General features: G+C 73.2%; 9 protein-coding genes. All 9 read left to right on the top strand.

Annotated elements, in window-relative coordinates; genetic code table 11:
- Positions 1-260: 260 nt before the first annotated feature.
- Positions 261-1,922 (top strand): serine/threonine-protein kinase, encoded by a 1,662-nt coding sequence (locus tag QI554_RS15395; protein WP_281470360.1) that lies wholly within the window; start codon positions 261-263, stop codon positions 1,920-1,922.
- Between the two features lie 353 nt (positions 1,923-2,275).
- Positions 2,276-2,623: a DUF2511 domain-containing protein gene (locus QI554_RS15390; protein WP_281470358.1), complete on the top strand. Its 348-nt coding sequence runs from the start codon at positions 2,276-2,278 to the stop codon at positions 2,621-2,623.
- Positions 2,624-2,749: 126 nt separating this feature from the next.
- On the top strand, positions 2,750-3,085 hold the full coding sequence (locus QI554_RS15385) for a hypothetical protein (protein WP_281470356.1): 336 nt from the start codon (positions 2,750-2,752) through the stop codon (positions 3,083-3,085).
- A gap of 68 nt (positions 3,086-3,153) precedes the next feature.
- Positions 3,154-3,552, top strand: coding sequence for a hypothetical protein (locus QI554_RS15380; protein ID WP_281470354.1), 399 nt, complete (start codon positions 3,154-3,156; stop codon positions 3,550-3,552).
- A gap of 166 nt (positions 3,553-3,718) precedes the next feature.
- Entirely contained in the window at positions 3,719-4,825 is a 1,107-nt protein-coding gene (locus tag QI554_RS15375) for a zinc-dependent alcohol dehydrogenase (RefSeq protein ID WP_281470352.1), read from the top strand.
- A 114-nt stretch (positions 4,826-4,939) separates the two neighbouring features.
- A complete protein-coding gene (locus QI554_RS15370) occupies positions 4,940-6,778 on the top strand; it encodes a sulfatase (protein ID WP_281470350.1) in 1,839 nt (612 codons plus the stop codon).
- Entirely contained in the window at positions 6,775-8,916 is a 2,142-nt protein-coding gene (locus QI554_RS15365) for an ATP-binding protein (RefSeq protein WP_281470348.1), read from the top strand. The genes QI554_RS15370 and QI554_RS15365 overlap by 4 nt, the downstream gene beginning before the upstream one ends.
- A gap of 1 nt (position 8,917) precedes the next feature.
- Complete coding sequence (locus QI554_RS15360; RefSeq protein ID WP_281470346.1) at positions 8,918-11,746, top strand: ABC transporter permease subunit; 2,829 nt, start codon at positions 8,918-8,920, stop codon at positions 11,744-11,746.
- Positions 11,747-11,863: 117 nt separating this feature from the next.
- Positions 11,864-12,396: PadR family transcriptional regulator (locus QI554_RS15355; RefSeq protein ID WP_281470345.1), on the top strand; the 533-nt coding region annotated here is incomplete at its 3' end.

The raw sequence follows: 12,396 nt of genomic DNA, 5'->3' as shown, positions 1-12,396 counted from the left end.
GCTCGACGCGCCTCGCGACCGCGCGGGGCACCGACCCCGACGAACTCGTCCGGCGGCTGGGCCGCGACGTGCGCGGCTGGACCGGCCGCCTGACGGACGACATCACCATGTCGGCGCCGCCGATGCCGTCCCACGTCCGGTGTCAGGTCGGCCCGTACGACCGGTCGGCGGGCGGTCGTCTCCGCCGCCGTCCGGACCGGCGGTGTCCCGGTCAGGCCCTAGACTCGTGCCCCGAATCGCGGGGTGGTCCTGGGGGGTTCATGCGTGTCCTGAACGAGCGCTACGAGCTGGTCGAGCCGATCGGCCACGGCGGCATGGGCCAGGTGTGGCGCGGCCGGGACCGGGAGTTGGCGCGGACCGTGGCGATCAAGACGCTGCCGGTCGAACTGTCGCGGCAGCCGGAGTTCCGCGAGCGGTTCCAGCGCGAGGCGCGCGCGGTCGCGGCGCTGACCCACCCCGGCATCACGGTGCTGCACGACTTCGGCCGCGACGACTCCGCGGACCCGGTGCCGTTCCTGGTGATGGAGCACGTCGACGGCCAGTCGCTCGCGGGCGTGGTCCGTTCGGGGCGTGTTCCGGTCGCGCGGGCGGCCGGGATCGTGCGGGACATCGCGGACGCGCTGGCGCACAGCCACGGGATGGGCATCGTGCACCGGGACATCAAGCCGGGCAACGTGATGCTCACCCGCCACGGCGCGGTCAAGGTGCTGGACTTCGGCATCGCGCGCATGCTGTCCGACACGGCGACGCGTCTGACGACGACCGGCGGGATCGTGGGCACGCCCGCGTACATGTCGCCCGAGCAGGCGATGGGCGAGCAGGTCGACGCGCGGACCGACCAGTACTCGCTGGGCTGCGTCCTGTACGAACTCCTGTGCGGGCAGCCGCCGTTTCTGGGTGACTCGGCGTTCTCGATCATGAACCAGCACTTCGTCAAGCCGGCCTCGCCGCCGTCCGTGGCACGATCCGACGTGCCGCCCGGACTGGACGCGGTGGTGCTGCGGATGCTGGCCAAGGAGCCCGCGCAGCGCTTCGCGTCGATGGCTGACGTGCGGGCGGCGCTCGCCCCGTACGCCGACAACGCGCCCGCGGGCGTGCCCGTCGGGTCCGCGCCGGACTGGCCGACGCCCCCTCCGGTCGTCCCAGGCCCGCCGACCACGCCACCGGGCGCGGCCACGACGTACCCGAACCCGATGGCGACGCCGTGGGACGGCCCGCCGTCCGACCGGCGTCCCGCGTACGACCCCTGGCAGCAGACCGAGCAGGCGACCCGGCCCGACAGCCGCTACGCAACGCACGTCGGGCCCCCGCACGAACGGCAGTACGAGCCCGCCCCGACGCCGGCTCCGACCCCGTCGCGCGCGGCCGCCCGCCGCGCGGCGATGCGGGAGCAGGCCCGGGCGGAACGCCCGCGTGCGGAGCACCGCGGCGCCGCGGCGGTCGCGGCCGCCCTGGCGCTGGGGGCGGCCGGGTCGACGTTCCTGCCCTGGGTGGCACCGTCGGGCGGCTCGGCCTCCCCCGGGGACCACATCAGCGGCACCACCCTCGCGGGCGGCCGCAAGTCCTCGGCCGCCTACATCGATACGGCGACCAAGGACTTCACCGGCCTCGACAGCTACATCGGCCAGGGCGTGCTCGCCGTGGCCCTGCTGTCGGCGGTGCTGCTGCTCTGCGGGCTCGTCGTCGGCAGGCTGGTCCGCCCCGCACGCGCGCTGCTGAGCCTGAACATGGTCGCCGTGATCGTGTGCATGGCGAAGCCGTCGATCCTGGTGTGGGCGAGCAAGGGCGTGCAGGACGCCGACATGCCGTTCAGCCTCGTCGACAAGCTGTCCCTCAGCCCCCAGACGGGTCTGATCTTCGCGTTGATCGCCTCCATCCTCGCGATGACATCGGTGCAGTTGGCGGCGTCGCGCGTGCCCTGACGGACACCTCGGGCCGCCTGTTCGGCGGCCCGATTCCTAGACGTTCCACGGCACTTCCCCACCCTGTGTCCGACCAGGTGATCGTGGGAAACGGATTGCTCCGAACTTGCCAAAACCCGGCCGTGACTGGAGTACGTTCTGTCGCCAATACCTTGGGGGTGGGGATGGAACAACAGCCGTACAGACCTGTGCCACCGAGAGTTTCCGGGCAGGTTCCACAGCACCTGCCGCACCATGCGCAGCACCGTGCGCCGCAGCACCTGCCGCAGCCCGTGCCGGGGCTGTGGCCCGAACCGGAAGCGGCGGACCCGCCTCCTCCACGAAGGCGACCGTCCCGGTCGCGGACGTGGCTGGTGGTCGTCGTCGTGGCGGTGCTGCTCGTCGCCGGCGCGGCGGCGGCGTACCTGCTGCTGCTCAAGGACGACGGCGGCGGCCCGTCCGGCCGGGACGTGGACCGCACGGGCTTCCAACAGTCCGGGAAGATCTGGCCGTTGACCGTCCGCCAGGGCCGCATCGAGTGCCGCGGCGGCGACGCCCTGGTGTTCACCTCCCCGGACGGCCGGCAGTACGCCCTGAACGACGTCGCCCAGGTCAAGCTCGCGCTGCCCGCGATCGAGCCGATCTGGACCGAGGACTCGTCGGCGGCCGGCAAGCGCGTGGACCTCAGCGACCTGCTCGGGGCGGCCCAGGCCGAGTGCTGACGGGCCGGCCCGCACCCCTCCCCGTGCCGGGTGCGGGCCGGCCGCCCGAAAACCTCCTGCCGCATAGCACGCACATCCGGGCAAATCAGCCCTACGCTGATCGGAGGGGGCGGGAAGGAGGAGGTCATGAGCAGCTTGCTGAGTCCGGGTCTGTTCACCGACGACGGGCGTGAGGCGACCGTGTTCCACGAGTGCCGCAGCGCCCCTCACGACGCGCCGATCTCGCCGGAGGACCTGGCGCGCGGCGGCGCCTACGCGGCCTCGCTGGCGTGGAGCGGCATGATCGCGTCCAGCGGACGCCGTCCGGAGATCTCCCGGGCACGGCACCGGGTGATGGACGCGGCGGACGCGTTCATCGAGCACACCGCGCACGACCACCCGGTGAGCCCTGCCGAGCTGCGCGCGGCGAAGCGGCTGTCCGAGGCCGCCGTCGAGCACGCGTTGCAGCGCGTCTATCACTGACCATCACCAACGGCGGGATCCCCGCCTCGCGCGCGCCACGACGCGCCTGGCGGGCGCACACTGGTGTCATGGCTGGGGCGCAGGTGGTGCGCCGCTTGGTCGGCGTGTACGACATGGAGACCGAGAGCCGACGCCCGATGGGGCGCGCCCTCGACTGGGCCCGCGAGCCGCCGGACGACGTACTGTACGGGCTGACCCACGACGGCTGGCAGCCCCGAGCGGACTGGGCCGCGCTGCTGTCGACGATCGCGGTGCCGTTCGACCTGGTGTACCTGGACGAACGCGAGCCCGCGGTGGCCGAGGCGAGCGAGGGCCTGACGCCGTGCGTCGTCGCGGTGACCGACACCGGCGCGGTCGTCGTCCTCGGCCGCCCCGACCTGGAGGCGGCCGGCTCGTACGTCCTGCGCTTCGACCAGACCCTGCGCGAAGCGGCCGACGCCGAGGCACTGATGCTGCCGCTCGTGTAGCCGTTCATATTTCCGAACATCAAAGCCGAATATCCGAAGGATGGCGTTGATCCTTGCGGTTCGCCGGGCTACCGTCGCCGGGCCGGCCGCCGGGCGCGCCGGCGCGGTCGCGGACTCGCACGGGTCCGCCGCGGGACCGCACCCTCGACCCCTTCGGAGGCCCGCAATGGTCCAGCACGCCCGCGCGGCGGTGTTCCCCGGCGACGGTACGTACGAGATACGGGAGTTCGCCGTCCCGGACCCGCCGCCCGGCGGCGCGGTGCTGAGGGTCGAGGCGGTGGGGCTCTGCGGCAGCGACGCCATGCAGCTGCACGGGCAGCGCCATGTCCCGGGCGAGGTCGCCGATGTCGTCCCCGGGCACGAGATCGTCGGCGTGGTGCACGCGATCACCGCGGAGGCCGCCGCCAACTGGGGTGTGGCCGAGGGCGACCGGGTGTGCGTCGACGAGATCGTGACCTGCGGACGGTGCCGCGCCTGCCTCGGCGGCCCGGGCGGGCTGTGCGCCAACCTCCAGCTGTACGGCTACACGATGGGCGCCGACCACGACGGCGGACTGTGGGGCGGCTACGGCGAGTTCATGCGGCTGCTGCCCACGACGCACCTGATGAAGGCGCCGGACGGGCTCACCGCCGCCGAGCTGACGGTGTTCGAGCCGCTGGCCAACGCCCTCAACTGGGTCGCCGCGGCGGGTGTGCGGACCGGGGACCGGGTCGTGGTGCAGGGCCCCGGCCACCAGGGCCTGCTGTGCGCGGCGGCGGCGCTCGCGCAGGGGGCGTCGCAGGTGATCGTGACCGGTACGGGCGCGGACGGGACCCGCCTGGCGACGGCGCTCGAGCTGGGCGCGCACGCGGTCGTGGACGTGGACGCGGAGGACGTGACCGAGCGCGTCGGGGAGCTGACGGGCGGCCGGATGGCGTCCGTGGTCATGGACCTGACCCCGGTGCCCGCCGCCGTGAACACCGCCCTGCAACTGGCGGCCTTCCGCGGCCGGGTCGCGCTGGCCGGCCTCAAGCACTTCCGGCCGGTCGAGAACCTGCTCAGCGACCTCGTGTCGCTGAAGTCCCTGACCGTGCACGGCTGCGCGGGGTCGACGCCGGGGTCCATGGAGCAGGCCGTCCAGCTGCTGGCCGACAGGCCGTCGATCGCCCGCACGCTGCGCGGCGTCCACGTAGGCCTGGAGGACGTCGGGCGCGGCATCGCGCTCCTGGAGCGCGCGGTGCCCGGCGAGGACGCGGTGCATGTCAGTCTCGTCCACGAACACTCAGTGCGCTAGTACATATCCAGCCCGGATCCTCTGGACATTCAAGTCGCGATGAGTATGTTCTGGGGTTCATACGAGCCAGGGCCCGACAGGGCCCTGGCCTCGCGCGACCGGGCAGGAGTGGCGATGAAGGCCGTCATGGTCATGTTCGATTCCCTCAACCGCAGGTACCTTCCTCCGTACGGAGCGGCGGACTGGGTCCACGCCCCGAACTTCGCGCGGCTGGCGGAGCGGACGGCGGTGTTCGAGAACTGCTACGCCGGGAGCATGCCGTGCATGCCGGCCCGCCGGGAGCTGCACACCGGGCGCCACAACTTCCTGCACCGCGGATGGGGGCCGCTGGAGCCCTTCGACGACTCGTGCCCGGAGATGCTCACCGACGCGGGCGTCTACACGCACCTGGTCACGGACCACCAGCACTACTGGGAGGACGGCGGCGCGACGTACCACAACCGGTACCGCACCTACGAGTTCTTCCGCGGCCAGGAGGGCGACCCGTGGAAGGGGCACGTCGCCGACCCGGAGGTCCCGGACAGCCTCAAGACGCTGCGCGGCGAGGCCTGGCGGCAGGACTGGATCAACCGGCGCTACATGACGCGCGAGGAGGACCAGCCACAGACGCTGACCTTCGACGCCGGGCTGCACTTCATCGAGACCAACAAGGCCGAGGACGGCTGGTTCGTGCAGATCGAGACGTTCGATCCGCACGAGCCGTTCTTCTCGCAGGAGCATTACAAGGAGCTGTACGAGCACGGCTACGACGGGCCGCAGTACGACTGGCCGGACTACCGCATGGTGCGCGAGACCGACGAGCAGGTCGCGCACGTGCGCTACGAGTACGCCGCGCTGCTGTCGATGTGCGACCGCAACCTCGGCCGCGTCCTCGACGCGATGGACGAGCACGGCCTGTGGGACGACACGATGCTGATCGTCTGCACCGACCACGGCTTCCTGCTGGGCGAGCACGGTTGGTGGGGCAAGGCCGTGATGCCGTGGTACGACGAGACCATCCACACCCCGCTGTTCGTATGGGACCCGCGAAGCCGGGTGCGCGGGGAGCGCCGCGCGTCGCTCGTGCAGACCGTCGACCTGGCGCCCACGCTGCTGGAGTTCTTCGGTGTGGGGCGCACGCCGGACATGACGGGCGTCGCGCTGCGGGAGACGATCGCCGACGACACCCCGGTGCGCGAGGCGGGCCTGTTCGGCGCGTTCGGCGGCCACGTCTCGGTCACGGACGGCCGCTACGTGTATATGCGGGCGTGTGCGGACGCGGCGAACGTGCCGCTGGCGCAGTACACCCTGATGCCCACGCACATGCGGGCGCGGTTCCAGCCGCGTGAGCTGGCGGAGGCCGAGTTCGTCCCCGGCGGCGCGTTCGCGTTCACGAAGGGCGCGCCCGTCCTCAAGGTCCCGGGTTTCGCGATCTCCCCCGCGCCGCACGGCACGCTGCTGTTCGACCTGGCGACGGACCCGGACCAGCTCGACCCGCTGGTGGACGACAGCCTCGAACTGCGCATGATCAGCATGCTCGTCGAAGCGATGCGCGCCGCCGACGCGCCCGCCGAGCAGTACGAGCGCCTGGGCCTGCCCGCGCGGGGCCCGGCGACCGAGGCGCACTTGCTCGTGCGGAAACAACGCGAGGAGGCCGAGACCGCCGCGGGCGCCGCGCCGGTCGACCCCGCGGAGTTCCCCGACGGCCCGCGCAGCGTGCACGCCCCGATCCGCGAGCTGTTCGCGGACGCGGCGGCCGAGGCGGTGCTGCGCGAACTGGGCCTGGGCCGCCTGGTCGACGGCGGCGTGGCGAAGATGGTGGGCGACACGTCGCTGCTGCAGTTGGCCGCGCTGGCCGGCGGCCTGCTGCCGGCGACGGCACTGCGCGCGGTCGCGGACGCCCTCGCGGCGCTCGACACGGACCCGGACGCGGACCCGGCCGGGGACGTCGCCGCGCACGGGGTCCGGGCGTGACCGCGGCGGAGCCGGTCGCCGGAGAACCGGGGGGTCAGGTCGGGTCGGAGCCGGGCGCGGCGCGGCTGGCCGCAGGCCTGCTGGACGCCGAGGCGGAGCGCACCCGGCAGGCCGCCGCGGAACGGGACGTCCTGTTCGCGGACGAGCTGCTCCCCGGCGTCGGCGGTCAGGCCCTGACCCTGCGCGAGGGCCTCGCGGCCGGCGGGGCGGCGACGTTCGTGACGCTGACGCTGCTGTCGGCGTTCGACGAGCTGGAGACCGCGACGCTGGGTGTGCTGGCGCCGGACATCCGCGACGCGTTCGGGATGAGCGACGGCGCGATCGTGTTCCTGTCGTCGGCGTCGGGCGCGTTCATCGTGCTCGGGGCGCTGCCGATGGGCTGGCTGGCGGACCGGTCGCGGCGCGGCCGGGTCGCGGGCTGGGCGGGTCTGGCGTTCTCGGCGTTCGTCGTCGCGTGCGGGCTGGCCGCCAACGTGTTCCTGATGTTCCTGGCCCGGCTCGGGGTCGGTGTCGCGAAATCGAGCAACCTGCCGGTGCACGGGTCGCTGAACGCCGACACGTACCCGATCGGCGTGCGCGGCCGGCTCGCCGCGGCGAACGCGGCGACGGGGCGGATCGCGGCGACGCTGAGCCCGCTGGCGGTCGGCGGGATCGCGGCGCTCGCGGGCGGCGACGACGGCTGGCGCTGGGCGTTCTTCGTGCTCGGCGTGCCGACCGCGCTGGTGGCGCTGTTCGCGTTCCGGCTGCCCGAACCGCCGCGGGGGCGGCAGGAGATGCGGGCGGTGCTCGGCGAGGTCGTGGCGCAGGACGCCCCCGCGCCCGTGTCGGTCGAGGCGGCGTTCGCGCGGCTGATGCGGATCCGTACGACGCGCACAGTGGTGCTGGCGTTCGCCGCGCTCGGGTTCGGGCTGTTCACCGGTCCCGTGCTGACGAACCTGTGGCTGGAGGACCACTTCGGGCTCGGCACGTTCGAGCGCGGCGTGTACGGCACGCTGGGCGGAGCCGGTGTGCTGCTGGTGCTGCCGTTCGTCGGCCCGTACTACGACCGGCTCTACCGCACCGACCCGGCGCGGGCGCTGCGGCTGGTCGGCCTGCTGATCCTGCCGGTGGCGGTGCTGATCCCGGTGCAGTGGCTCATGCCGAACGCGCCGGCGTTCGCCGTCGTGCAGATGCTGCCGCTGATCCTGCTGTCGGCCGCGTTCGCGATGGTCGGGCCGGTGATGCAGTCGGTGTCGCCGTACCGGCTGCGCGGCCTGGGCGCGGCGTTGGCCGCGGTGTACATCTTCTTCGTCGGCGCGACGGGCGGGTCGCTGCTGTCGGCGCTGATCCTCGACTCGTACGACCCGCGCGTGGCGGCGCTGGTGATCGGCGTGCCGTCCACACTCGTGGGCGGCCTGATGCTGGTGCGCAGCTCGGGGTTCATCAAGCACGACCTGTCGCTGGTGGTCGCGGAGCTGCGCGAGGAGCTGGCCGAGCGCGACCGGCAGGCGCGGGACCCGGAGCACGTGCCGGTATTGCAGGTGCACGACGTGGACTTCGCGTACGGCAACGTGCAGGTGCTGTTCGGCGTCGGGTTCGAGGTCCGGCGCGGCGAGGTGCTGGCGCTGCTGGGCACCAACGGCGCCGGCAAGTCGACGATCCTCAAGGCGGTCTGCGGGCTGGGCACGCCGTCGCGCGGCGTGGTGCGGCTGAACGGCAAGACGATCACGTACGTCGCGCCCGAGCGGCGCGGCCGGATGGGCGTCCGCCTGCTGGCCGGCGGGAAGGGCGTCTTCCCGGGCATGACGGTGCGGGAGAACCTGGAGATGGCGGCGTTCCAGCTGCGCGACCGGGACCAGGCGCACCGCGACGGGCGGCTCGCGTACGTGCTGGACGTGTTCCCGGACCTCGCGGCCCGGCCGGGGCCGCTCGGTCTCGCGCCGGTGGTGGTGCAGGACCTGCTGGCGGTCGTCGAGCGCCTGAAAGCCGACGGTCTGACGATGGTCGTCGTCGAGCAGTCGCTGAACGTCGCGCTGTCGATCGCCGACCGCGCGGTCTTCCTGGAGAAGGGGCAGGTCCGGTTCACCGGCGACGCCCGCGAACTGACCGAACGCGACGACCTCGCCCGCGCGGTCTTCCTCGGCAGAGACGGGGGCTGACGTGATCACCCTCACCCGCCAGCTGGCGTTCGACGGTGTCGTCGACGGCCTGGTCGTCGGTCTCCTCGCGATGGGCGTGGTGCTCGTCCACCGGTCCACGCGCGTGGTCAACTTCGCGGTGGCGAACATGGGCCTCGTCGGCTCGGCGCTGTTCGCGCTGCTGGCCGTGCGCTACGGGGTGCCGTACTGGATCGCGCTGCCGATTGCGCTGGCCGCGGGCTCGGCGTTCGGGGCGCTGGTCGAACTCGTGGTGGTGCGGCGGCTGTTCGTGGCGCCGCGCGTCATCCTGCTGGTCGCCACCATAGGCGTCGCCCAGCTCGCGCTCGTGGTCGTCGCCTCCTATCCGGAGGTGGACGGCGCGCGTTCGTATCCCGTGTGGTCGTCGTCCGTGTGGCGGCCGGCGGGCGTCCAGGTGACCGCCACGCAGGCGGCGATCCTGGTCGTCGTCCCGCTGGCGGCGGCCGGGCTCGGCTGGTTCCTGGGGCGGACGGTGCTGGGCAGGACCGTCGCGGCGTCGGCCGACAACCCCGAGCTCGCGCGGCTGAACGGCATCAGCCCCAAGGCGGTCTCGACCGCGGTGTGGACGATCGCGGGGCTGGTCGCCACGGTGTGCCTGATCCTCATCTCGTCCCGCAACGGGTCGGTGACCGCGCCGGCGGTGCTGGGCATGACCACGCTGATGCGGGCGCTGGCCGCGGCGGTGATCGCCCGCATGCGGTCGTTCCGGACGGCGCTGGTCGCCGGGGTCGGGCTCGGGCTGCTCGACGCGGTGGTGCAGTTCAACTGGCTCGACCAGCCGGGGCTCACCGACCTGGTGGCCTTCGGGCTGATCCTGGCCGCGGTGTTCGCGGCGCGCGGCGGGGCGGCGGAGACGGCGTCGTTCTCGTTCGCGCCGAAGGTCCGGCCGGTGCCGGAGCGGCTGCGCGGGCTGTGGTGGGTGCGGAACCTGGAGCGGTTCGGGCTGCTGGCGCTGCTGCTGGTCGGGATCGTGGTGCCGTTGGCGGTCACGCAGCCGTCGCGGCACCTGCTGTACACGGTGATCGCGGCGTACGCGATCTGCGCGGCGTCGGTGACGGTGCTCACCGGCTGGGCGGGGCAACTGTCCTTGGGGCAGATGGCGTTCGCCGGTATCGGGGCGATGACGGCGGCGGCGCTGTCGCGCGGTCTGCGGCTCGACGTCGGCGGCGGCCGGGTGCTGGTCGTCGACCGTCTGACGTTCCCGACCGCGGTCGCGGTGGCGGCGGTGGTCACGGCGCTGCTGGCGGCGGTGATCGGCGTCGGGGCGCTGCGGGTACGCGGGCTGCTGCTCGCGGTGAGCACGCTCGGGTTCGCGGTGGCGTGCGAGCAGTGGGTGTACCGCCAGGAGGTCTTCCACGACAGTCCCACGCGGATCACCGCCTCGTTCCCGCGGAGCGACGTGTTCGGCCTCGACGTGTCGTCGCAGCGCGCCTACTACTACGTGGTGCTGGCCGTGCTGGTGGCCGTGCTGGCGGTGACCGGGCGGCTGCGGCGCACCGGGGTGGGCCGGACCACGATCGGGGTGCGCGACAACCCGGCGACCGCCGCGGCGTACACGGTCGGCGCGACGCGGGTGAAGCTGCGCGCGTTCGCGCTGGCAGGCGGTGTGGCCGGGTTGGGCGGCGCGCTGCTGGCGGGGGCGCTGCAGACCGTGCCGTACGGCGACGCGTACTTCCGCAGCGAGGACTCGCTGATGCTCGTGTCGGTCGTCGTGATCGGCGGTCTCGGGTCGACGTCGGGGCCGGTGCTCGGCTCGCTGTGGGTGATCGGCCTGCCCGCGCTGTTCCCGGGCAACTCGCTGGTGCCGTTGCTGGCGTCCAGCGTCGGCCTGCTGATCCTGCTGCTGTACTTCCCCGGCGGCCTGGTGCAGATCGGCTATGCGGCGCGCGACGGGCTGCTGGCGTGGGCCGAGGGCCGCATGGGTCCGGCGCCTTCGAGGTCGGACGCCGTGCTGCCGAAGCCGCGCGCCCGCTCGGAACGCGAGCCGCTGCCCGAGGGCCGGCCGGTGCTCGCGGCGTCGAACGTGCGGGTGCGGTTCGGCGGGGTGAGCGCGGTCGACGGGGTGTCCGTGGAGGTGCGGCCGAACGAGATCGTCGGACTCATCGGCACCAACGGCGCGGGCAAGTCGACGCTGATGAACGCGGTCGGCGGGTTCGTGCCGGCCACGGGACGCGTCGAGCTGTTCGGCGAGGACGTGTCGCGCGCGGCTCCGGCGCGGCGTGCCGCTCGGGGGCTCGGCCGGACGTTCCAGGCGGCGACGCTGTTCCCGGAGCTGACGGTCACGGAGACCGTGCAGGTGGCGCTGGAGGCGCGCGGCCGCACGGGCCTGCTGTCGTCCGCGCTGCGGCTGCCGCCGTCGGTCAGGCGGGAGCGCGCGAAGAAGGCCGAGGCGCACGACCTGATCGACTTCCTGGGCCTGGGCCGGTACGCGGACGCGTTCGTCGCCGACCTGTCGACGGGCACCCGCCGCATCGTCGAACTGGCCGGGCTGCTGGCCCTGGACGCGCGGCTGCTGTGCCTGGACGAGCCGACTGCGGGCGTCGCGCAGCGCGAGACCGAGGCGTTCGGCCCGCTCATCCAGGAGATCCGCCGCGAACTGGGCGCTTCGCTGCTGGTGATCGAGCACGACATGCCGTTGATCATGGGCATCAGCGACCGGGTGTACTGCCTGGAGGCGGGGCGCGTGATCGCCGAGGGCGCGCCGGACGCCGTCCGGAGCGACCCGAAGGTGGTGGCGAGCTACCTGGGCACCGACGAACGCGCCATCGCCCGCAGCGACGTGGCGCGGGCGGGCGGCGCGCCCGCGCAGTGAGCCCGGCGACACAATGCCGGAGCGGGGGGCGCCGCGCGCCGCGACCCGACATGCTTGTCCCGGGCCGGAACGCACCGGTCCGGGGCAGGCGTGCCCGGCATCGACAAAGAGAAGGCCATGCAACTCGACTTCGTCATCCTCGGGATGCTGACACTGCGCCGGTTCTCGGGTTACGACCTGCGCAAATGGATGGAAGGCCCGCTGAAGTACATCGGCTACGGCGTCCAGCTGCCGCAGATCTACCGGCGGCTGGCCAAGCTCGTCGAGCGCGGCTGGGTCGAGTACGACGTGGACGCGCGCGAGGGCGGCCCGGACGCCAAGGTGTACCGGATGACCGAGGCGGGCCGCGAGGCCCTGTGGGAGTGGGCGCGGTCTCCGTACGAGCCGACGCCGCGCTTCGTCGACCCGGACTTCATGGTCCGGTTCATCTTCGCCGGGCAGCTCGACCCCGAGTTCGCGCTGGCCGTCCTGCGGACCGAACTGGACTACCGCGAGAAGACCGTCGACCCCTCCGGCGTGCCCGCGTGGACCCGGGACGCCGCGCTCGCGGCGGACCCCGGGATGCCCGGCGTCGACATGGCCTGGGCGAGCGAGGTCCACATGGCGGGGCACGAGTACGGCTTCTCCAGCGTGAGCGCCTACATCGCGTG

It is taken from the genome of Yinghuangia seranimata (genome assembly GCF_029953285.1).
In the GTDB taxonomy this organism is placed as follows: domain Bacteria; phylum Actinomycetota; class Actinomycetes; order Streptomycetales; family Streptomycetaceae; genus Yinghuangia; species Yinghuangia seranimata.
The sequence above is the reverse complement of the archived record's forward strand: the minus strand, read 5'-3'. Positions and strand labels throughout refer to the sequence as shown.

Bases quoted from the DNA above. Each gene is read 5' to 3' on its own strand.
- QI554_RS15380 (WP_281470354.1), top strand. From the start codon at position 3,154: ATGGCTGGGGCGCAGGTGGTGCGCCGCTTGGTCGGCGTGTACGACATG.
- QI554_RS15370 (WP_281470350.1), top strand. From the start codon at position 4,940: ATGAAGGCCGTCATGGTCATGTTCGATTCCCTCAACCGCAGGTACCTT.
- QI554_RS15395 (WP_281470360.1), top strand. From the start codon at position 261: ATGCGTGTCCTGAACGAGCGCTACGAGCTGGTCGAGCCGATCGGCCAC.
- QI554_RS15385 (WP_281470356.1), top strand. From the start codon at position 2,750: ATGAGCAGCTTGCTGAGTCCGGGTCTGTTCACCGACGACGGGCGTGAG.
- QI554_RS15375 (WP_281470352.1), top strand. From the start codon at position 3,719: ATGGTCCAGCACGCCCGCGCGGCGGTGTTCCCCGGCGACGGTACGTAC.